Raw genomic sequence first — 21,652 nt, 5'->3', positions numbered from 1 at the left:
CGGGCAAGGGAAGGTCAGGGACGATTGAGGGCAACGGAACGCCAGTCGCTGGCTTCGATGAAGCCGAGCAGGTGCGGATTCCCGCCTTGGGCGTCAGTGGACACGAACAGGGACGCACCGTAGCCCAGGGTCGAAGACGGCAGTTTCATCTCCTTCTCCAGCTCGGCCATGCATTCGCTGTGGGTGACCAGCACCAGGTTGCGCCCGGCCACTTTGTGCGCCAGGGCATCGCGCAACAGGGTGCGTTTGCAGTTGATCAGCCAGTCTTCGCCGCTGCCGGCCTTGCTGAACATGTAGCCGGAGGTCTGCACCGCGCGGGTCAGCGGACTGTGGTAGATGTCGGCCTTGTCCAGGCCCAGGTGTTCGAATTGCGCGCCCACCCCCACCGCCACGTCGCGGGCCCGATCGGTGATGCCGTCGGGCGCGTTCAGGCAGGCGGCCCGGGAACGGTCGCAGCGCTCCACATGGCGGATCAGCACGATCATCTGGCCCTTGGCCCAGCCCTCGCCCAGCGCCCTGGCGCCGGCCAGGTTGCCGTGGGCCAGGTCCGGCACCGCCGCGGGCCGCAGCAGAAAGAACGTCAGCGGCAGCACCAGCAGAGCCACCAGCGCGATCACCAGGGTATTGCGATAACGGGCAAGGCGACTCGCGACGAGCGCGGGCTTTGCCACCGGAAGACTGAGTCCTGAGGTCACGCGAGCCGCCCCTATATGACTACCAGCGAATGAGTTGAGCAGCGCAGCAGAAGCTAGCTGTCATTCATGACAAATCGAGCGCGTGGCGCCCGAGCGATGGGGCGGACTTTAGGGCCACGGGCGTGGCCCGGGAGTGAAACGGATGTGAAAAAAAGCTCAATTGGCCAGGCGGTTTCCAGGGGGAAATCCCGGGCAAAAAAGCACCACGATGGTGCAAGAAAACTAATCTGACGAAATCGTTTCAGCTATTGCGCTTGCCGCCGATACACACCTGCGAACAAACCCTTGCTGGCCAACCAATAACAACAATCTTCCAGCGATAACGATCAAGAAGCACAACGTTCCTGGAGGAATTGCATGAACAGCTGGTTCGGCAACATCAGCGTCAATCTCAAGTTAGGCCTGGGCTTCGGCCTGGTCCTGGCCCTGACTACCATTCTCGCCATCACGGGCTGGACCAGCCTCGGCGGTCTGATCGACCGCAGCAACTGGATGAGCGATATCACCCAACTGAACGCCGGGCTGACCAAGCTGCGCGTGACCCGCCTGCAATACATGCTGACCAACGGCGACGAAACCGCCGCGCAGAATGTGCAGACCACCCTGGACGCCTTCTCGGCCCAGCAGCAGAAGCTGCAGAACAGCTTCAAGAACCCGGCCAACGTCAAGCTGCTCAAGGAACAGGGCGCCACCATCAGCGCCTACCAGGCGTCCCTGAACAAGATGCGCAACGCCTACCGCAACGCCAATGCCGCCCGCGGGGTGATGAATGGCAACTCGGAAAGCGCGCGCAACCTGATCAACACCATTACCGCGCACGTCCAGCAGATGCCCCTGAGCGACCAGCGTTTCGAGCAGTTCCAGGCCATCACCAAGGCCCGTGAAGAATTCCTGCTGGCGCGCTTCGAAGCCCGCGAATACATCTACAACAGCACCGCCGAGGCCGAACGCAACGCCATCGCCCAGATGGACGCCGCGATCGCCGCCCTGGCCCCCCTGGACAGCCATTTCGCCAGCACCCAGGGCGAGTCCCTGCGCCAGCTGAAAGCCGCGCTGGGCGACTACCGCACCTCCTTGCTGACCTTCAAGACAGCCGTCAGCGAAGCCGCCCAGGCCCGCCAGGAAATGACCGACCAGGGCGCACAGATCGTCAACCAGAGTGAAGAGCTGTACCAGTTCCAGCTCGACCGCCGCGACGAAGAAAGCGTCCAGGCCCGCAGCCTGCAAATGATCAGTACCCTGCTGGCGCTGCTGGTGGGCATCCTGGCCGCGGTGATCATCACCCGCCAGATCACCCGTCCGCTGCGTGAAACCATGACCGTGGTCGAGCGCATCGCCTCCGGCGACCTGACCCAGGACGTACACGTGACCCGCCGCGACGAACTCGGCGTGCTGCAACAAGGCATCGGCCGCATGGGCGTGACCCTGCGCGAGCTGATCGGCGGCATCCGCGACGGCGTGACCCAGATCGCCAGCGCCGCCGAGGAACTGTCGGCCGTGACCGAGGAAACCAGCGCCGGGGTCAACAGCCAGAAGGTCGAGACCGACCAGGTGGCCACCGCCATGCACGAGATGACCGCCACCGTGCAGGAAGTCGCGCGCAACGCCGAGGAAGCCTCGCAAGCCGCAGCCGCAGCCGACAGCGAAGCCCGCGACGGCGACAAGGTGGTGGCCGAAGCCATCGCCCAGATCGAGCGCCTGGCCAGCGAAGTGGTGCGTTCCACCGACGCCATGAGCGTGCTGCAACAGGAAAGCCAGAAGATCGGCAGCGTCATGGACGTGATCAAGGCCGTGGCCGAACAGACCAACCTGCTGGCGCTGAACGCCGCCATCGAAGCCGCCCGCGCCGGTGAGGCCGGTCGCGGTTTCGCCGTGGTCGCCGACGAAGTCCGCGCCCTGGCGCAACGCACGCAGAAGTCCACCGAGGAAATCGAAGGCCTGGTGGCCGGCCTGCAGAGCGGCACCCAGCAAGTGGCCCACGTGATGAACAACAGCCGCAACCTGACCGACAGCAGCGTCGACCTGACCCGCAAGGCCGGTGCCTCCCTGGAGAACATCACCCGCACGGTGTCGAATATCCAGTCGATGAACCAGCAGATCGCCGCCGCTGCCGAAGAGCAGAGCGCCGTGGCCGAGGAAATCAGCCGCAGCATCATCAACGTGCGCGACGTGTCGGAACAGACCGCCGCCGCCAGCGATGAAACCGCCGCCTCCAGCGTCGAACTGGCCCGCCTGGGCAACCAGCTGCAAATGATGGTCAGCCACTTCCGCGTCTGACCCTCGCCTTCCCGCCACGGGAAAACGAGGCGCCCACAAGGAAGTGGGCCGCCCTCCCCCGCGCAAACCTCACCCCTCTCATGACCCGCACAATCCCTGTAGCCGCTGCCGAGCCATGGCGAGGCTGCGATAGGACCGAAGGTCCTCCTGCGGTCTCAAGGTCCTGCGCCCCCTTCGGGGTCGTTCGCAGCCTCGCTAACGCTCGGCAGCGGCTACAGGTTTAGCGTCGACGGCAGGCCGCGGCTAATCACTCGATCCGCCAGATCCTCACCGTGGCACGCGGCAATTCGAGCGACCACTCTTCGTGCGACAAGCGAAGTCGCCGCAGCGTCGCGCCCATTTCCGTCTCGGCCACGAAGTCCTTGGCTATCACCAGGATGAGCAATTTGTTCTTCACGCCCGTCATCCGTTGCAGCCGGTGCAGATCGGCAAACACCGACCAGAGCACCACCTCGCCCGGATCGATCTGCGGAAACCACAACCGGCCATCGCCGTCCTCTCGAAGAGCGCAGAGGGTCTCGCCCATCCCCTTGCCCATCAGGCACTTGGCAAATGACACATCCCCCAGGCATTTCACCTCGGCCGCCATGTCGAGATCTTCCGTGTACAGGTCGACCTTGGTGCGCCCGCCGGCATTGCCGCCCGTCCAGATGTCGGGATAGCCGTGCTGCCAGGCATACAGGCTGAGCTCCGCCTGGATCCAGTGCTCCCGGCAGTCGGCCAGTTCCAGTACCTGTGCCATGCGCTCGCTGATCGCTTCGAAAGCCGCGAGAAAAACCTCCGGCCATACAGGTGTCGTATTCATCTTCGGACTCCGTTCCTGGGGTTGTCGGGGCGCACTTTTCAGGCCCCCGTAAATTTCCCTGCCTCTCGCAGATCGGCCGGCCCCGCACAGTCTTGAGTGACCGTGCATGCCGCCCAGCATTCCCTGGGAGGCTACTGGCCTCATCGCGGGCAAGCCTCGCTCCTACAGGTCAGGCGTTGCGCCAACGATAGCGGCCCATTACCTTTACCCTCAAAAAGCGTCACGCCCTCAGGACCCCTACCATGCAGCCCCTTGGTTACACCTCGGTCCCACCGCTGCTCAAATACCTGCGCCACGCCGAACACCTCGGCTTGTCCACGGCCCCCGCGCTACAGGCGGCCGGCCTTGTGGCCGAACAGTTGAACGACAACAGCCTGCGCCTGCCCGTCGAGGTCCACGAGCGCCTGCTGGGGTACTTCTGCCAACATTCCGGCGACCCGCTGTTCGGCCTGCATGCCGCTCGCTACGTGCTGCCCAACTCCTGGAGCGTGCTCGGCTACATCACCATGAATTGCGCGACCCTGGGCGACGCCATGAGCCGGATCATGCCGTTCGAGAAGCTGGTGGGGGACATGGGGGTCAGCCGCATCGAAATGGCCGAGGACCAGGTGCGGCTGATCTGGAACTGCCGCCTGCCCGTCTCCGACACCCGCCGCCAGCTGGTGGAGAACGTGCTCGCGTCCTGGCTGCTCTATGCCCGCTGGATCGCCGATACCCAGCTCTCGCCGAGTGCCGTGTGGTTCGAACACCCGCTGCCGGCCGGCACCCGCCTGGCGCAATACGAGGCGTTTTTCGGCTGCGCGGTGTTGTTCGAGCAACCTTGCTCGGCCTTGCTGGCACCGCTGGATTATCTGCGACTGCCGTTGCGCCAGGCCGACGCCCAGTTGCTGCGAACCCTGGAGGAACACGCCGTGAGCCTGATGGCCTCGCTGGCAGAAGCACCGCTGGCGCTGCAGGTGAAAAACGCCCTGCGCCAGTTGCTCAAGGAAGGTTTGCCGCGCAAGGAACAGGTGGCCGATCTGCTGGCGATGTCGCCACGGACGCTGCAACGCCAGTTGCAACAGGCCGGCACCTCTTACCAGCAGATCCTCGACGACCTGCGCCAGGAGCTGGCCGAGCATTACCTGCTGCACAGCGACCTGCCGATCCATGAGATCGCCTACTACCTGGGGTTTTCCGACCAGCGCTCGTTTCACCGGACGTTCAAGAACTGCCGCGGAATGCCGCCCGGCGAGTATCGCCAGAGTCACCGGCCCCCTGTCTCGCTGACGCCCCCAAAACCCTGAACCCTAAAACTCTGTAGCCGCTGTCGAGCCCTAGCGAGGCTGCGATAGGACCGAAGGTCCTCCAGCGGCCTCAAGGCCCGGCGCCCCCTTCGGGGTCGATCGCAGCCTCGCTGGTGCTCGGCAGCGGCTACAGGTTCGGGGCCAAATTCAAACTCGGGTTGGGATTCGGGGTCAGGCGCTGATGGCGTTGGTGAACACCAGCCGATTGCCGAACGGATCGAGTACGGTCATGTCCTGGCTGCCCCAGGGCATGGCCTGGATCTGCGGGTGGGCGAAGCGGTAATCCTTGGCCAGCAATTGCTGCTGGAAGGCCTCCAGTTCGTCGGTCTCGATGCGCAACGCAGCGCCCGGCGTGCTGTCGCCATGATGTTCCGACAGGTGCAGCACGCACGCCCCCCGCGAGACCTGCATGTACAACGGGAAGTTGTCTTCGAAACGGTGCTGCCAATCGAGGGTGAAGCCCAGGAAACCGACATAGAACTCCAGCGCCTTGGCCTCGTCGAAAATCCGCAGGATGGGGGTGGTTTTGCCAAAGCTCATTGCGCGACTCCCTGATCAAAGATGCACCACCGTACAACAGGTGGATGTCAGCACTTCGGCTTGGCGCTCGCTTTCTTTAATATCATCAGGCCATCATTGTGACGGCTTTCACCTATTCGGCACCGCGCGCCTTCAGCCGTTGAACCCTTCGCGCAAGTCCCCTTCCCGCGCCAGGAAGCGCCCTTGCCGGCGGCCATTGGCCTGGCCTTCGGCATAGCTGCGCACGCCGTTGACCCATACCCCCTCGATACCCTCGGCGGCCTGTTGCGGACTCTTGAAGTCGGCCACATCCCGGACCCGCGCCGGGTCGAACAGCACCAGGTCTGCCCAGTACCCTTCGCGGATTTCGCCGCGCTGCCTGAGACCGAAACGCGCCGCCGACAGGCCGGTCATCTTGTGCACCGCGGTGTGCAGCGGGAACAGGCCGAGGTCGCGGCTGAAGTGGCCGAGCACCCGTGGGAAAGCGCCCCACAGCCGTGGATGGGGGAATGGATCTTCCGGCAATCCGTCGGAGCCGATCATCGATAGCGGGTGGGCGAGGATGCGCCGCACATCGGCCTCGTCCATGCCGTAGTACACCGCCCCGGCCGGTTGCAGGCGGCGCGCTGCGTCGACCAGGGTGGTGCCCCACTCGATAGCGATGTCCTGCAGGTCGCGGCCGCCCAGCTCCGGGTGCGGTGTGGACCAGGTGATGGTGATGCGAAAGGCGTCGGTGACCTGCTTGAGGTCGAGGGTCGAGGAACTGGCCGCGTAGGGGTAGCAATCGCAGCCCACCGGATGGTCCTGCGCCGCCTGCTCCAGGGACGCCAGCAACTGCGGGCTGCGCCCCCAGTTCCCCGCGCCCGCGCATTTGAGATGGGAGACGATCACCGGCGCCTTGGCGTGGCGGCCGATCTGGAAGGCTTCGTCCATGGCCTCCAGCACCGGTTCGAACTCGCTGCGCAAATGGGTGGTGTACACCGCGCCGAAGGCCGTCAGTTCCTCGGCCAGTTGCAGCACCTCGTCGGTCTCCGCCGAGAAGGCGCTGGCGTAGGCCAGCCCGGTGGATAAGCCCAAGGCGCCGTGTTCCAGGCTGTCACGCAGTTGCTCGCGCATGGCGGCGATTTCCTCTGCCGTGGCGGTGCGATACAGATCGTCCAGATGGTTGCTGCGCAGCGCCGTATGACCCACCAGCGCGGCGACGTTGACCGCCGGTTGCGCGGCGTCCACCGCGTCGCGGTAGTCGCGAAAACGCGGGTAGGCGAAGGCCGCCCGGCTGCCCAGCAGGTTCATCGGGTCCGGCGGGTCGGCGCGCAAACTCACCGGCGCGGCGCTGATGCCGCAGTTGCCGACGATCACCGTGGTCACGCCCTGGCTGAGCTTGGGCAGCATCTGCGGCTGGCGGATCACCACAGTGTCGTCATGGGTGTGCACGTCGATGAAACCCGGCGCCAGCACCCGCCCGGCGGCATCGATTGCCTCCTTGGCGCGGGCGTCTTGCAGGTCGCCGATACGGGCGATCCGACCGTCGAGCAACGCCACGTCGGCGGGGTAGCCCGGACGGTCGCTGCCGTCGATGACCAGGGCGTTGCGGATCAGGGTGTCGTAGAGCATGTCAGTCTCCCAGCGGCAGGCAATCGTCGCCGCCACGGTAATCGTCCAGGGCCAGTTTGATCCGGCGCAGGCGTTCCTGGTTGTCTTCGGGCAAGGCCAGCGCCAGCTCGGTGGCCAGCACGTCGATGGCCAGCAGCATGCCGTAGCGCGCGGCCGTGGGTTTGTAGATGAAGGACGTCTCGGCGCTTTGCAGCGGCAGCAGCACATCCGCCAGTTCCGCCAGCGGCGAGTCGGCCAGGGTGATGGCGAGCACGCTGGCGCCGTAGCTGCGGGCCAGCTCGACCGTCTCCAGCAGCTCTGGGGTGATGCCGGTCAGGGAACAGGCGATCAGCGCCTGCTGGGGCCCCAGGGCGGCGGCGGTCACGCGCATCATCACCGGGTCGTGGCAGGCGGCGATGGGGTAGCCCAGGCGCACCAGGCGCACCTGCAATTCGTCGCTGCACAGGGTGGAACAACCGCCCATGCCGAAGGCGTGGATCATCTGCGCCTTGCCCAGCAAACGCACCGCGTCGCGAAAGCGCGACTCGTCGAATCCGGCCAGGTGCTGGTGCAGGGTCGACTCGATGTCGCCGACGATCTGCCGGTAGAACCCGGACTGTTCCGGCGCCCCCGCGGGATCGAGAAAGCGGCTGCCGACGCCACTGGCCTGGGCCAGTTGCAGACGCAGGTCGCGCAGGTCGCGGCAGCCCACGCTGCGGGCGAAACGCGACAGGGTGGCGGCACTGACTTGCGCCTGCTGCGCCAGGTCTTCCAGGCTGGCCGAGGCCGCGAAGCCGACGTCATCGAGCATCAGCCGGGCGATACGGCCTTCGCCGGCGCTGAAGGAATCCTGGCGGGAACGGATCTGGTAGAGGATGTCCATGGGCGGCACCTGGGCTCAAAGCAGTTGGGCAAGACCCAGGGTCAGGGCGAAGGCGACCACCGAGATCAGGGTCTCCAGCACTGTCCAGGTCTTGAAGGTCTGGGCAACGGTCATATTGAAGTATTCCTTGATCAGCCAGAAGCCGCCGTCGTTGACGTGGGAAAAGATCACCGAACCGGCGCCGGTGGCCAGCACCAGCAGTTCCGGGTGCGGGTAGCCCAGGCCGATGGCCACGGGCGCGACCACGCCCGAAGCGGTGGTCATGGCCACGGTGGCCGAGCCGGTGGCGATGCGCATCAGCGCGGCGAACAGCCAGCCCATCAGCAACGGCGACAGCTGGAACTCATGGGCCAGGCCGACGATCTGGTCGGTGACCCCGGCGTCCACCAGGATCCGGTTCAGGCCGCCACCGGCGCCTACCAGCAGGGTGATGCTGGCGGTCGGTGCCAGGCATTCGTTGGTGAACTTGAGGATCGACTCGCGGTTGAAGCCCTGGGCCAGGCCGAGGGTCCAGAAGCTCAGCAGGGTCGCCAGCAACAGGGCGATCACCGAGTTGCCGATGAACAGCAGGAACTGGTTGAGACCGCTGCCCGGGGTGGCGATCAGGTTGGCCCAGCCACCGATCAGCATCAGCACCACCGGCAACAGGATGGTGGCCATGGTGATCGCGAAACCGGGCAGGCGGGTGCGCGGCTCACGCTCGAGGAACTGACGCGCCAGCGGGTTTTCCGCCGGCAGCTGGATGCGCGGCACGATGAACTTGGCGTACACGGGGCCGGCGACGATCGCCGTGGGAATACCGATCAGGATCGCGTACAGCAGGGTCTGCCCCACCGATGCCTGGTAGGCCTGCACCGCCAGCATCGCGGCCGGGTGCGGCGGCACCAGGGCATGCACCACCGACAGGCCGGCGACCATCGGCAGGCCGACCATCAGGATCGACACGCCGACACGCTTCGCCACGGTGAAAGCGATCGGCACCAGCAACACGAAGCCGACCTCGAAGAACAGCGGCAGCCCCACCAGGAAGGCGATGCAGACCATCGCCCAGTGCGCGTTGCGCTCACCGAAACGCTCGATCAGGGTCCGCGCCACCTGCTCCGCCCCGCCGGACTCGGCCATCATCTTACCGAGCATGGTGCCCAGGGCCACCACCAGGGCGATGTGCCCGAGCGTCTTGCCGACCCCCGCCTCATAGGCCCCGACCACGCCGGACGGCGGCATCCCGGCGAGCAGCGCCAGGCCCACCGAGACCAGGGTGATGACAATGAACGGATTGATCCGGTAACGCGCGATCAGGACGATCAGCGCAATGATGGCGATGGCGGCATAGCCCAGCAGCCAGTAGCCCGATGCAGGTGTCATGCGGTACTCCTCGAAAAAGGGTCACGTCGAATGGTTGTGAAACCCATAAATCATTTCGGGAGCGCGCTTTCAAACCGCATGAAAGTAATTTTCGTGTAGAGGCATGCTTTGTCGCGGATAGATATGCCATGTCGCGAATAATGAAAATCGCAGGGCGGTATTTTCATCCGCCCTAGCGGAAACCCGTGTCTGTAGGAGCGGCCGGTCGACGCTCGATTGCCCGCGATAGCGTCGGGCCTGCCCCACCGCGGCGCCTCGATCGCGAGCAAGCTTCGCTCCTACAAGAAGCTTGCTCGCACGGCAGGACCATCGTAGGAGCGAGGCTTGCCCGCGATAGCGTCGGGCCTGACCCACCGCGGCGCTTCGATCGCGAGCAAGCTTCGCTCCTACAAGAAGCTAGCTCGCCCGGCAGGACCATCGTAGGAGCGAGGCTTGCCCGCGATGGCGTCGGGCCTGCCCCACCGCGGCGCCTCGATCGCGAGCAAGCTTCGCTCCTACAGGGGTGGGTTATTTGACGACTTGGCCTACGCCGCGTCCGCGCGGATCGGAAGCGGTTTCCAGCCGGCTGCCGGTGACGCGGATGGCCTGGATATCGCCCATTTCCCAGCCCTGGTCTTCCAGGGTATAGCCCATGGCTTTCAGCTCGTCGGCGACCTTGCCGGTGAGCGGTGCGTAGGCGTCGTAGTAGATGGTGTCCTTGGGCAGCAACTGGTGATGCACGCGCTGCGCGGCCACGGCTTTTTCCAGCGGCAGCTCGAAGTCATAGAGGTTGTTCAGCACCTGGAAGATCGAGGTGAAGATCCGCGACCCGCCCGGCGTGCCCAGCACCAGGGTGACCTTGCCGTCGCGGGTTACCAGGCTCGGGCTCATGGACGACAGCATGCGCTTGCCCGGGGCGATGGCATTGGCGTCGCCGCCGACCACGCCGAAGGCGTTGGCCACCCCGGGCTTGGCGCTGAAGTCGTCCATTTCGTCGTTGAGCAAAAAGCCCGCGCCCTTGACCACCACGCCGCTGCCGTAGTCCCAGTTGAGGGTGTAGGTATTGCTCACCGCGTTGCCGTCGGCGTCGACGATGGAGAAGTGGGTGGTCTGGTGCCGCTCCAGGCCCGGCCGTACTTTTTCGGTGGGCGAAATGGCCGTCGGGTTGATCTCGGCGGCGCGTTTTTCCAGGTAGGCCGGGTCGGTCAGTTGCTTGACCGGCACCTCGGAAAACGCCGGGTCGCCGAGGTAGTCGGCGCGGTCGGCGAACACGCGCTTCTCGATTTCCGCGAGCAGGTGGATGTACTTGGCCGAGTTCAGCTCGACGCCCTTGAAGTCCGCGGCGCGCGCTTCCTTGATGGTCATCAGCTGCGCCAGGGCGACGCCGCCGGAGCTGGGCGGCGGCGCGGTGTACAGGGTGTTGCCGCGCCAGTTGACCTGCAGCGGCTCGCGCCAGGCAACCTTGTAGTCCTGCAGGTCCTGCTTGGTGATCAGCCCCTTGTCGGCCTGCATCTGCGCCACCAGCAGGTCGGCGGTCTTGCCCTCGTAGAACTCCTTGACGCCTTTGTCGGCGATGCGCTCCAGGGTCGCGGCCAGTTCCGGCTGGCGGAAGGTCGCGCCGACTTTCATGCTGCCGAAATAATCGCCGAAGTTGGTGCTGTCCTTGAACAGCTTCAACGCGTCCTCGCGGTACTGGTACTGCTTGTCGGCGACCTTGAAACCGTTTTTCGCGTAGCCCACCGCCGGGGTGATCAGCTCGCTCCAGGGCAGCTTGCCGAATTTCTTGTGCGCCTCCCACAGGCCCATCACCGTGCCCGGCACCCCCGCGGCGCGCGCGCCGACCAGGCTGAGGTTCTCGATGACCTCGCCTTTTTCGTTCAGGTACATGTCGCGGGTCGCGGCCTTGGGCGCGGTTTCGCGGTAGTCGAGGAAGTAGGGCTTGCCGTCGATGAACAGGGTCATGAACCCGCCGCCGCCAATGTTGCCGGCCTCGGGATAGGTCACCGCCAGGGTGAAGGCGGTGGCGACCGCGGCGTCCACCGCGTTGCCGCCCTTCTTCAGAATCTGCGCCGCGACATCGGCGCCGTACTGGTTCGGCGCGGCCACCGCACCGCCTTCGAGCAGCGCGGCAAACGCCGGCGAGCTGGCGGCGATGGCCGCCGTCAGGGCCAGGGTCTTAAACAGAACAATGCGCATCAGGTCCGTCCTTTTATTGTTTTTTGGCAGCTCGAACGATAGGGGCAAGATCGGGGGTGGAGCAATCGACAAATAAAAACGGCCGCTTGAAGCGACCGTCCTGCCACCCACCGCCTGTAGCCTCGCTGATGCTCGACAGCGGCGACGGGACGCGGTGTTTGTGTAGCCGCTGCCGAGCTTGCGAGGCTGCGAGGCTGCGAGGCTGCGAGGCTGTGATCGGCAACGTAGTTGCCGTGAAGCCTGAGTCCACGATCGGTCTGGAAAAATGCGGCGCCTGGGTTACGGGGCTGCGCCCCGATCGCAGCCTCGCTGACGCTCGGCAGCGGCTACGGGACGCGGTGTCTGTGTAGCCGCTGCCGAGCCTGCGAGGCTGCGATCGGCAACGTAGTTGTCGCAAAGCCTGAGTCCGCGATCGGTCTGGAAAAATGCGGCGCCTGGGTTACGGGGCTGCGGGGTGGCGGGTCAGCCCTCGAACTGGGGGTTGGCGTAGTCGGCCAGCTTGCCCTGGATAAAGTCGAGGAAGCACTGGATGCGCAGGGCCAGTTGCGAGTTGCGGTAGTACACGGCATTGACCGGCTGGCGATAGCCGCTGTTGAACTCGGAGAGGATCGGCGTCAGGCGCCCGGCGCGGATGTCGTCGATGGTCATGAAATGCGACAGGCAGGCGATGCCCTGCCCTTCCAGCGCCAGGTGGCGCACCGTTTCACCGCTGGAGGCGCTGATGCCCGGCTGGATCGGCCAGCGGTCGCCGTGCACATGGCGCAGCGGCCAGTGGTTGAGGGTTTCGGTCTGGGTGAAGCCCAGCAGGGTGTGTTCGCTCAACTCGGCCACGCTGACGGGCGTACCGTGCCGCTTCAGGTAGTCGGGGCTGGCGAGGATGTGCAGCGGGCTGCACCCCAGCGAACGCGCATGCAGGGTCGAGTCCGCCAGGGTACCGATGCGAATCGCGATATCGGTGCTCTGCTCCAGCAGGTCGATGATCAGGTCGTTGCTGTTGAGTTCCAGCTGGATGTCCGGGTACAGGCGCCGGAACTCGGCGACGTAAGGCACGATGGCATGCAGCATGAAGGGCGAGGCGGCATTGATCCGCAGGCGTCCGGACGGCGTCTGCTGGCGGGACGACAGGCGCTCTTCGAGCTCTTCCATCTGGTCGAGGATCAGCTTGGCCTGCTCGAAGAAGTACTTGCCCTCCTCGGTCAGGTCCATGCGCCGCGTGGTGCGGTTGATCAGCGTGGTATCGAGCTTGGCTTCCAGGCGCGACAGAGTGCGGCTGACCGCCGAGGGTGTCTGCCCGACCTGCTCGGCCGCCGCGGAGATCGAGCCGCATTCGATGACGCAGACGAAGATCTGGAGTTCGTCGGATCTGGCTTTCACGTAAGTCCTCTATGTCGGTTGGCCTGCCACCGCTGGCCGCTGCGGCAGGAAAACCGATAGTAGCCGGATTTACGCCGGCAGGTTGAACACCGCCTTGAGGTGCTCCTCGTAACGCTGCACATCGGCGTCGATGTTCGGGCGCTTCATCACGTCCACGCAGAGAAAGGTCGGCAGGCCGCGCATGCCGAGGAACTGGTTGGCCTTGTGGAACGGGAAATACACCGCGTCCACACCCTTGCCCTCGAAAAAGTCGGTCGGGTCGTCGAACGCCTGCTGCGGCGCGTTCCAGGTCAGCGACAGCATGTACTGCTTGTCATGGATCAGGCCGCCGCTGCCGTACTTCTGCGAGGCGTCGGAGCGGGTGCGGCCGTCGCTGGCGTAGAGGCTGCCATGGCCTTCGGTGAAGACTTCGTCGATGTACTTCTTGACGATCCACGGCGCGCCCATCCACCAGCCCGGCATCTGGTAGACGATCACGTCGGCCCAGAGGAACTTGGCCACTTCTTCCTGGATGTCGTAGCCCTCGTCGATATGGGTGACTTTCACATCGATACCACCACGGTCCAGCACCGCCACCGCGGCTTCATGCAGGGTCGCGTTGTAGCGGCCGTCGGAGTGGGCGAATTTTTTGCCACCGTTGAGCAACAGTACTTTCTTCATGGGTCGGGCCTCATCAGGTATGACCCTGTGGCGTGGCAAGGCAGGCCCGGGTCGAGAAGATTGAAAAACAATGGGGCGCAGAATATCGGCGAAAAACGATATGAATAAGCCGAGTCCGGGCAAAAAACATTTGACCTATACGCAAGAATTCAAGGCGGATTCGTGTCGTAGAATTTTTAAAACCCACCCGCCCGGAAACCACCATGTCCCGACCACACGGCTTTATCCTCCACGCCAAGACCCGCCCGGAAATGTCCGAGGCCTTCGAAACGCTGTTTCGCGCCTATGTCGAGCCCAGCCGCGCCGAACCCGGCTGCATCGAATACCACATGCTGCGCGACCAGCAGGACCCGAGCCTGTTCATCTTCTACGAGATCTGGGAATCCCAGGCGCACCTGGACGTGCACTCCAACCTGCCGCACATGAAAGCCTTCTTCGACAGGCGCATGGATTACCTGGAGCGCGATTTCGAGATCCGCCGCGTCGACATGCTCAGCCCGTCGTCCGCTAGCCGTTGATCGACAGGTGGCCGCCCAGCAACCCGAGGCCACAAAAGAACACCCGCTTGAACAGCAGCGCACTGATGCGCTGGCGCAACGCCTGGCCCAGCCACATGCCGAGCAGCGCGGGCACCAGCGCCAGCAGCGAAGCGCCGAGTTCGCCGCTCCCCAGGGCGCCGCGCCCGTACAGGCCGGCCGCCAGGGCCAGGGTCGAGACGGTGAACGACAGCCCCAGGGCCTGCACCAGTTCATCCTTGCGCAACCCCAACGCCTGCAGATAAGGCACCGCCGGAATCACGAACACCCCGGTGGCCGCGGTGACGACACCCGTCGCCAGGCCACAGGCCGGGCCCAGCCAGGTTTCCAGGCGTGGCGGCAGGCGCAGGGTCGGTAGCAGCAATCCGCTCAGGGCATAGAGCAACAGCGCCGCTCCCAGTGCCCGCCCCACCCAGGGTCCACCATCGATCCCCAGCCACCGGCTGCCCAGGCCGGTGCCAGTGGCGGTCGCCAGCAGCATCGGCCACAAGCGGGCGAGCAACCCGCGCAGGTGCCCGCCAAAGGCCAGTTGCCAGAGATTGGTCAGGGTCGCCGGAATGATCAGCAGCGCCGCAGCCTGCGCCGGCGCCATAGCCAGGCCGAGCAAGCCCATGGCGACAGTCGGCAGGCCGAGGCCGATCACGCCCTTGACCATGCCGGCCAGGACGAAGGTGCCCATCACCAGCAAAGACAGGAGCAAACCGAGGTTCTGGTAAAACGCGAGGGAGGTATTCATGGCGCCATCCTGCGCCTGTGCCGGCCGGCTGAAAATCTGCCATATACTGAGGTAGCCTCTTGTTTGGCGAGAGGCTCTGGATTTTCAGCGGCTGTGATGGCCTTATCGCGGGCAAGCCTCGCTCCTACAGGTATTGCAATGTCCTTGTAGGAGCGAGGCTTGCCCGCGATAGCCGCGCAGCGGCGTTTCCAAGGACACCCCCTGCCATGCACTTCGACCTCACCGACCTGCGCCTGTACCTGAACATCCTCGACACCGGCAATATCACTGCCGGCGCCAGCCGCAGCCACCTGTCCCTGGCCGCCGCCAGCGCGCGGATCCGGGCGATGGAGGCCTCCCTGGGCACTGAGTTCCTGCTGCGCGGACGGCGTGGCGTCAGCCCCACGCCCGCCGGCAAGGCCCTGGCCCAGCATGCGCGCAACCTGCTGCGACAGGCCGAACACCTGCGCCAGGACCTGGGCGAATACGCCCGCGGCGTCAAAGGCCAGGTGCGCCTGCTGTGCAACACCACGGCGCTCAGTGAATACCTGCCGGAGCCGCTGGCAGACTTTCTCTGCGCCCACCCCAACCTCGATATCGACCTGCAGGAACTGCCCAGCCTGCGCATCACCCACGCGTTGCGCCAGGGCGCGGCGGACCTGGGGATCGTCTCCGACGCGGTGGACAGCCAGGGCCTGGAGACCCGGCCGTTTCGCCACGACCCGCTGGTGCTGGTCCTGCCCGCCGGGCATCCGCTGGCGGCCGCGCGCGGGCTGAGTTTCAGCGACAGCCTGCAGCACGACTATGTCGGCCTCGCCGCCCACAGCGCCCTGGCCGTGTACCTGGAAGAGCAGGCGCTGCACCTGGGGCTGCGGATGTCGATCCGCATCCGCGCCGACGGTTTCGACGGCGTGCTGCGCATGGTCGCCCGGGGTGCCGGGCTGGCCGTGGTGCCCCGGGCCGCCGTCGAACGCCAAAGGCCCGATGCATCGCTCGCAGTGCGGCCGCTGGAGGAAGCCTGGGCGCAACGCCAGTTGCTGCTCTGCGCCCGCGACTTCAATGCCCTGCCGCCCTATGCCAAGGCCCTGTTCGAGGCCCTGCGCGGCGCTTGACCCTCCCCTCGGGGGCAGGCTTTAGCCTGGGCTTTTGTCGTAAGGAGCGCCTCGATGGGCAAACGCATTCTGGTCATTCTCGGCCACCCCTCCAGCGCCAGTTTCTGCGGCGCCCTCAGCGAACGCTACGTCGCCGCCGCGCAACAGGCCGGCCATGAGGTGCGGCAGCTGCGGCTTGGCAACCTTTCCTTCGACCCGGTGCTGCACGAGGGTTACCGCCAGGTACAGCCGCTGGAAACCGACCTGCGCCAGGCCCAGGCCGACATCAACTGGGCCGAGCACCTGACCCTGGTCTATCCGATCTGGTGGGGCGGGGTCCCGGCGCTGCTCAAGGGCTTTTTCGACCGGGTGCTGCTGCCCGGTTTCGCCTTCAGATATCACCCTGGCAAGGCCTTTCCCGAACCGCTGCTCAAAGGCCGCACCGCCCACCTGCTGGTGACCATGGACACGCCGCCCTGGTATTACCGCTGGGTGTACCGCATGCCCGGGCTGCATCAGGTGCGCAAGACCACCCTGGCGTTCTGCGGCATCCGCCCGCTGAAGACCCTGACCTTCGGCCCGATCCTCGACGCGCCCGCCCAGCGCCAGCAAGCCTGGCTGGAGCAGGCCGCCGCGCTCGGCGCCGATTGACGCGGCGGCCCTTTGCGCCGAGGCTTGCGTGCTTTATCCCGCCTTGAGCAAAGGACATGTTCATGTACATCGGCAAAGCCGCGCAGTTGTCCGGAACCACGGTCAAAAGCATCCGCCATTACGAAGCCATCGGCCTGCTGCCCCCGGCCCGACGCCAGGGCAGCTACCGCCTCTACGACCAGGACAGCGTCGAGCGCCTGATGTTTATCAAGTGCGCCCAGCAACTGGGTTTCAAGCTCAAGGAATTGCAGGCCCTGTTCGCCCGGCATCGGGGCGAGGCCTTTCCCTGGGAACTGGCGCGCCAGGCCCTGGCCGAGAAGAAGCAGGAGCTGACGCGGCAGATCCAAGCCATGCAGCACTTGCACGCCCGCCTCGAAGATTTCGAAACCCGCCTGGAACAGGCTCGCCACGACTGCCGCCTCGGCAACCTGTAGCGGCTGCCGAGCCGTGCTTCACCCGGATCGGGTCAGACCTTGGACGGGTTCAGCTCGGCGGCGGCCCGGGGCTTCCTGAAGCAGGCGAAGTACACCGCCGTCAGGATCAGCAGGAACGGCGCGCCGAACACCAGGGTCATCTTGAACGCCTCGGTGAAGTAGGTGGTGATCATCACCGCGCCCATCAGCACCAGCCCCAGCAGGGTGCTCCAGGGGAACAGGCGCATGCGGAACGACAGCTGCTGCTCGCCATGGCGCTGGTGGTAGCGGCGGAAGCAATAGTGGGTGAGGAAGATCATGAACCAGGTGAAGATCGCGCCGAACATCGAGATCGCCATCATCAGGGTGAACGAGCTTTCCGGGTACAGCACGTTGACCAGGGTCGCCAGGGCGATGCCCGAGCTGGACAGCAGCAAGGCATTGAGCGGGATGCCGCTCTTGCTCAACGCGCCCATGGACCGGGGCGCGTAACCGCCGCGCGACAGGCTGAACATCATGCGCGTGGTGATGTACAGCTGGCTGTTCATCGCCGACAGCGCGGCGATCAGGATCACGAAGTTCATCACCCCGGTGGCACCGGGAATGCCCAGGGTCTGCATCACCGTGACGAACGGGCTCTGCGCCTTGCCGGCCTGGACCCAGGGCACGATGGCCAGCATCAGCGCCAGGGTCAGCAGGTAGAACACCACCAGCCGCACGATGGTCGCGCGAAAGGCCTTTTTCACCGCCTGCTGCGGGTCCTCGGCCTCGCCGGCGGCCACCGCGATCATCTCCACGCTCAGGTAGCTGAAGATCGAGACGATCACCGCGATCCACATGCCCTGCACACCATTGGGAAAAAAGCCGCCATGGGCGCTGTAGTTGTGCAGGCCGTAGTCGGCGTTGCCGGAGCCGAATACCACGTACACCGCCAGGATGATGAAGCCGACGATGGCGGCGATCTTGATGGTCGAGAACCAGTACTCGAAGTTGCCGAAGGTCTTCACGCTGATGGCGTTGAGCAGGATCAGCACGCTGGAGAACGAGACGATCCACACCCATTCCGGCACATGGGCGAACCAGTACTTCATGTACATCGCGATCGCCGTGACCTCGGCGCCGACCGCCAGCACGATGGCCGCCCAATAGGCGTAGCGCACCAGGAACCCGGCCAGCGGGCTGATGTAGAACTCGGCGTAGGCGCCGAAGGAACCGGAAGTGGAATGGGCCACGGTCATTTCCGCCAGGCAGCCCATCAGCAGCAAGGTGATGAGCGCGCCGATGGCGTAGCTGAGCAGCACGCTGGGGCCGGCGTAGCCGATGGCGTAGGCGCTGCCCATGAACAGGCCGGTGCCGATCGCCCCGCCGATGGCGATCATGCTCATTTGCCCGGCACTGAGTTGGCGGCGCAAGCCCTGTTCGCGATTGGATATCGCGGCGAAACCCTGGTTGGTGGTGGTCACGTTGCGAGCCTCTTTTATTGTTATTTGCACACGTAATGGCTTGGATTCCGTAGCCGCTGCCGAGCACCAGCGAGGCTGCGATCGACCCCGAAGGGGGCGCAGGATTTTGAGACCGCTGGAGGACCTTCGGTCCTGTCGCAGCCTCGCTATGGCTCGGCAGCGGCTACAGGGATCGGTTTTTTCAGGTCACGCTGTGGCGAATCTGGAATTGCGGCTCGGCCCAGGTCCGGTTATCGAGGATCTCGCCAAGGATCTGCACCGCGTCCCAGACCTCGCTGAAACGCGTGTACAGCGGCGTGAAACCGAAACGCATGATCCGTGGCTCGCGGTAGTCGCCGATCACGCCCCGGGCGATCAGCGCCTGGATCACCGCATAGCCTTCAGGGTGCTCGAAGCTGACATGGCTGCCGCGCTTGCCATGCTCGCGCGGGGTCACCAGCGTCAGGCCATGGGCGGCGCAGCGCTGCTCCACCAGCTCGATGAACAGGTCGGTCAGGGCCAGGGACTTGCGCCGCAGGCTGGCCATGTCGGTCTGCTCGAAAATCTCCAGGCCGCACTCGACCATGGCCAGCGAGGTGATCGGCTGGGTGCCGCACAGATAGCGGGCGATGCCGCTGCTGGGCCGGTATTGTGCTTCCATGTCGAACTGCCGCGCATGGCCGAACCAGCCCGCCAGGGGCTGGGTGACCAGGTCGCAGAGGTGCGGCGACACCCAGGCGAAGGCCTGGGAGCCGGGCCCGCCATTGAGGTACTTGTAGGTGCAGCCGATGGCGTAGTCGGCGCCGGCCTGCTTGAGGTCCACCGGCACCGCGCCGGCGGAGTGGGCCAGGTCCCAGAGGCTCAGCGCGCCGCATTCGTGGGTCAGCGCGGTCACCGCCTGCATGTCGTGCATGTAGCCGGTCTTGTAGTTGACGTGGGTGAGCATCACTACCGCGACGTCGGCGTCGATGGCCCGTGGCAACTCCTCGGGGCTGTCCACCAGCCGCAGGGAATAGCCCTGCTGGAGCATCTCGGCCAGGCCTTCGGCAATGTACAGGTCGGTAGGAAAATTACTGCTCTCGCTGACGATCACCCGCCGCTGCGGCGCCTTGAGCGCCTGCACGCGCAGCGCCGCGGCGAGCACCTTGAACAGGTTGATCGAGGTGGTGTCGGTGATCACCACTTCGTTGGCGTCGGCGCCGATCAACCGGGCCAGGCGGTCGCCCAGGCGCTGCGACAGGTCGCGCCAGCCGGCGGTGTTCCAGCTGCGAATCAGGCCGTTGCCCCATTCTTCGGCAATCACCTGCTGCGCGCGTTGCAACGCCGCCACCGGGCGCGCGCCCAGGGAGTTGCCATCGAGGTAGATCACCCCGTCGGGCAGGGCGAAGCGCTCGCGCAGCGGCGCCAGCGGGTCCTGGGCGTCGAGGGTCAGGCAGTCGTTTCTTGTTGTCATGGGCAATCCTGTCTTCACAATGGCGTGCGGCAGCGCCGGGGAACCCCGACGGCGCGGTGAGGAAAATAATGAACGAAGCCCCGGAGAATTTTCGTGCAAAATGCGCGATGAGAGCGGCCCAGCCTCGAAGATTATTCGACGACAACCACAAAAAACGCGGATAAATGCCAACCATGATTCTCGACTCCACCGACCTGCGCCTCCTGCACTTCCTGCAACAGGACGGCCGCATCAGCAACCAGGAACTGGCGGAAAAAGTAGCGCTATCGCCTTCGGCCTGCCTGCGCCGCCTGCGCCTGCTGGAAAGCGAAGGCATCGTCAGCGGCTATCGCGCGGTACTCGACGCCGAGCGCCTGGGCATCGAGCTGGAGGCCATCGTCCATGTGTCGCTGCGCCAGGACGTGGCGGACTGGCACGAGACCTTTATCAAGAAAGTCCAGCAGTGGCCGGAAGTGGCCACCGCCTATGTGGTGACCGGCGCCAGCAACTACGTGCTGCGGATCCAGGCCCGCAACCTCAAGCACTTCTCGGATTTCATCGTCAACCACCTGAACCGCACGTCCGGGGTCACCGACATCCGTTCGGAAATCGTCCTGCAGAAAATCAAGGAACAGGACAGCCTGCTCGACCTGGTGCCGCGCAAATAGTCACGACCCGCCCAGGCGCCGCGCATCGTGACGTTGCAGGGTGACGCTGGGCGTCTCGCCGAACAGCTTGCGGTACTCGGCGGAGAAGCGCCCCAGGTGGCTGAAGCCCCAGCCCAGGGCGATCTCGGAAATGGTCCGCGCCGAACCGTGCTCGAGGATCTCCTGGCGCACCGCGGTGAGCCGGTATTTCTTCAGGTAGGCCATCGGCGACAGGCTGAAGTACTTGCGGAAGGCCTCGAACAGCTTGAAGCGCGAGACCCCGGCTGCGGCCTCCAGGTCTTCCAGGCACAAGGGTTCGCGGGCGTTGTCGTGGATGTACTGGCGGGCGCGGAGCAGGTAATGCGGCAGCTTGACCTCCAGCACCTCGCGCAGCTGGTCCGAGTAGTTGTTCGGCTGGGCGAGGATCAGGCCCTTGATCAATGAACTTTCCAGGTCCCGGGTGAAGGCCAACTGCTCATACAACTCGCTGCTGCGCTCCAGCTCGGCAATGAAGTACTGCGCCATGCGCCACCAGGACGCCGACGCGCCCTGCACCGCATCCATCACCGCGTCGAAGCGCAGCGGCGCCTGCGGTACCCGTTGCAGCAGGGTCTCCAGCGCCTCGTGCATGGCCGCCCGGGTAATCACCACCTGGATTTTGCGGCAGTCGCCGGAGATCGCCAGCACCTGGCTTTCGTTGGGCGCGATGATCACCCCGTGGTCGCGGTTGGAGCGCAGCAAGCGGCCGTCCTTGCTCAATTCCTGATCGCCGCTCAGCGGCAGGCTCAGGCTGTAGCTGCTGAAGCGCTCGGCGTCCTCGATGTCGATGGTGACGTCGGTGCCGTACTCGATGATGCCCAGGGTCGTGGCCCGGGACTTGAACACGTTGGCACTGTGGTGAAAGCGCAGGCGCTCGGGGGTCGCGGTCTCGAGCCGGTGCGGCCCGCAGATGCCCGACATCCAGCTGCGCGCCCCTTCGAGGTCGTAGCGATCGATACGAATATCGCGAAACGGCGAATCGGCCTTGCTATTCATCACGGCGCACCCACGGCAATATTTTCTGGCGCGCTCTGACGGCGCGTCTGGTTTGAAG

General features: G+C 65.2%; 20 protein-coding genes and 1 pseudogene. 8 read left to right on the top strand and 13 right to left on the bottom strand.

The features are described from left to right. Positions 1–14: 14 nt before the first annotated feature. Positions 15–695, bottom strand: a complete 681-nt coding sequence (locus tag TO66_RS03745) for a histidine phosphatase family protein (protein ID WP_177330386.1) — start codon at positions 693–695, stop codon at positions 15–17. A 492-nt stretch (positions 696–1,187) separates the two neighbouring features. Here TO66_RS03745 and TO66_RS34235 point away from each other — a divergent pair. Together TO66_RS34235 and TO66_RS34230 are read left to right on the top strand one after the other, a co-directional pair. After that, a pseudogene (locus TO66_RS34235) lies at positions 1,188–2,066 on the top strand (methyl-accepting chemotaxis protein); the annotation flags it as partial. 42 nt (positions 2,067–2,108) lie between these two features. Next, entirely contained in the window at positions 2,109–2,972 is an 864-nt protein-coding gene (locus TO66_RS34230; RefSeq protein ID WP_409077182.1) for a methyl-accepting chemotaxis protein, read from the top strand. A gap of 247 nt (positions 2,973–3,219) precedes the next feature. Here TO66_RS34230 and TO66_RS03735 read toward each other — a convergent pair whose 3' ends face one another. After that, positions 3,220–3,777, bottom strand: coding sequence for a hypothetical protein (locus TO66_RS03735; RefSeq protein ID WP_044461063.1), 558 nt, complete (start codon positions 3,775–3,777; stop codon positions 3,220–3,222). A 242-nt stretch (positions 3,778–4,019) separates the two neighbouring features. On the opposite strand from TO66_RS03735, the gene TO66_RS03730 reads away from it, so the two are divergent. Next, entirely contained in the window at positions 4,020–5,063 is a 1,044-nt protein-coding gene (locus tag TO66_RS03730) for an AraC family transcriptional regulator (protein ID WP_044461062.1), read from the top strand. Between the two features lie 171 nt (positions 5,064–5,234). Here the strand turns inward: TO66_RS03730 and TO66_RS03725 are convergent, their stop codons facing one another. The 7 genes from TO66_RS03725 to TO66_RS03695 all read right to left on the bottom strand — a co-directional run bounded on the left by TO66_RS03725 (position 5,235) and on the right by TO66_RS03695 (position 13,632). Beyond that, positions 5,235–5,603: a glyoxalase superfamily protein gene (locus tag TO66_RS03725; protein ID WP_044461061.1), complete on the bottom strand. Its 369-nt coding sequence runs from the start codon at positions 5,601–5,603 to the stop codon at positions 5,235–5,237. Positions 5,604–5,735: 132 nt separating this feature from the next. Next, a complete protein-coding gene (locus TO66_RS03720) occupies positions 5,736–7,196 on the bottom strand; it encodes an amidohydrolase family protein (protein ID WP_044461060.1) in 1,461 nt (486 codons plus the stop codon). 1 nt (position 7,197) lies between these two features. Then, the gene (locus TO66_RS03715) at positions 7,198–8,058 is read right to left on the bottom strand and encodes a MurR/RpiR family transcriptional regulator (RefSeq protein WP_044461059.1); all 861 of its coding nucleotides are present in this window, start codon (positions 8,056–8,058) and stop codon (positions 7,198–7,200) included. Between the two features lie 15 nt (positions 8,059–8,073). Then, positions 8,074–9,423: a gluconate:H+ symporter gene (locus TO66_RS03710; protein WP_044461058.1), complete on the bottom strand. Its 1,350-nt coding sequence runs from the start codon at positions 9,421–9,423 to the stop codon at positions 8,074–8,076. A 507-nt stretch (positions 9,424–9,930) separates the two neighbouring features. Next, complete coding sequence (gene ggt, locus TO66_RS03705; RefSeq protein WP_044461057.1) at positions 9,931–11,598, bottom strand: gamma-glutamyltransferase; 1,668 nt, start codon at positions 11,596–11,598, stop codon at positions 9,931–9,933. A 462-nt stretch (positions 11,599–12,060) separates the two neighbouring features. After that, positions 12,061–12,972, bottom strand: coding sequence for a LysR family transcriptional regulator (locus TO66_RS03700; protein WP_044461056.1), 912 nt, complete (start codon positions 12,970–12,972; stop codon positions 12,061–12,063). A gap of 69 nt (positions 12,973–13,041) precedes the next feature. Then, complete coding sequence (locus TO66_RS03695; protein WP_044461055.1) at positions 13,042–13,632, bottom strand: NAD(P)H-dependent oxidoreductase; 591 nt, start codon at positions 13,630–13,632, stop codon at positions 13,042–13,044. Positions 13,633–13,835: 203 nt separating this feature from the next. On the opposite strand from TO66_RS03695, the gene TO66_RS03690 reads away from it, so the two are divergent. Then, on the top strand, positions 13,836–14,150 hold the full coding sequence (locus TO66_RS03690; protein ID WP_044461054.1) for a putative quinol monooxygenase: 315 nt from the start codon (positions 13,836–13,838) through the stop codon (positions 14,148–14,150). On the opposite strand, the gene TO66_RS03685 is transcribed toward TO66_RS03690, so the two are convergent. Continuing rightward, positions 14,140–14,904, bottom strand: coding sequence for a sulfite exporter TauE/SafE family protein (locus TO66_RS03685; RefSeq protein WP_044461053.1), 765 nt, complete (start codon positions 14,902–14,904; stop codon positions 14,140–14,142). The genes TO66_RS03690 and TO66_RS03685 overlap by 11 nt on opposite strands. 206 nt (positions 14,905–15,110) lie before the next feature. Here TO66_RS03685 and TO66_RS03680 point away from each other — a divergent pair, with 206 nt between their 5' ends. The 3 genes from TO66_RS03680 to TO66_RS03670 all read left to right on the top strand — a co-directional run bounded on the left by TO66_RS03680 (position 15,111) and on the right by TO66_RS03670 (position 17,059). Next, entirely contained in the window at positions 15,111–15,995 is an 885-nt protein-coding gene (locus TO66_RS03680) for a LysR substrate-binding domain-containing protein (protein ID WP_044461052.1), read from the top strand. Positions 15,996–16,049: 54 nt separating this feature from the next. Next, the gene (locus TO66_RS03675) at positions 16,050–16,625 is read left to right on the top strand and encodes an NAD(P)H-dependent oxidoreductase (protein ID WP_044461051.1); all 576 of its coding nucleotides are present in this window, start codon (positions 16,050–16,052) and stop codon (positions 16,623–16,625) included. Positions 16,626–16,687: 62 nt separating this feature from the next. Beyond that, positions 16,688–17,059, top strand: coding sequence for a MerR family transcriptional regulator (locus TO66_RS03670; protein ID WP_044465934.1), 372 nt, complete (start codon positions 16,688–16,690; stop codon positions 17,057–17,059). Between the two features lie 32 nt (positions 17,060–17,091). Here TO66_RS03670 and TO66_RS03665 read toward each other — a convergent pair whose 3' ends face one another. Continuing rightward, complete coding sequence (locus TO66_RS03665) at positions 17,092–18,501, bottom strand: amino acid permease (protein WP_044461050.1); 1,410 nt, start codon at positions 18,499–18,501, stop codon at positions 17,092–17,094. A gap of 181 nt (positions 18,502–18,682) precedes the next feature. After that, entirely contained in the window at positions 18,683–19,933 is a 1,251-nt protein-coding gene (gene kynU / locus TO66_RS03660) for a kynureninase (RefSeq protein WP_044461049.1), read from the bottom strand. Between the two features lie 173 nt (positions 19,934–20,106). On the opposite strand from kynU, the gene TO66_RS03655 reads away from it, so the two are divergent. Then, positions 20,107–20,580, top strand: a complete 474-nt coding sequence (locus tag TO66_RS03655) for an Lrp/AsnC family transcriptional regulator (RefSeq protein ID WP_044465933.1) — start codon at positions 20,107–20,109, stop codon at positions 20,578–20,580. Here the strand turns inward: TO66_RS03655 and TO66_RS03650 are convergent, their stop codons facing one another. Then, positions 20,581–21,594, bottom strand: coding sequence for a helix-turn-helix domain-containing protein (locus TO66_RS03650; protein WP_044461048.1), 1,014 nt, complete (start codon positions 21,592–21,594; stop codon positions 20,581–20,583). It lies immediately after the preceding gene. Positions 21,595–21,652: the final 58 nt, after the last annotated feature.

It is taken from the genome of Pseudomonas sp. MRSN 12121 (assembly GCF_000931465.1).
GTDB lineage: Bacteria > Pseudomonadota > Gammaproteobacteria > Pseudomonadales > Pseudomonadaceae > Aquipseudomonas.
The sequence above is the reverse complement of the archived record's forward strand: the minus strand, read 5'-3'. Positions and strand labels throughout refer to the sequence as shown.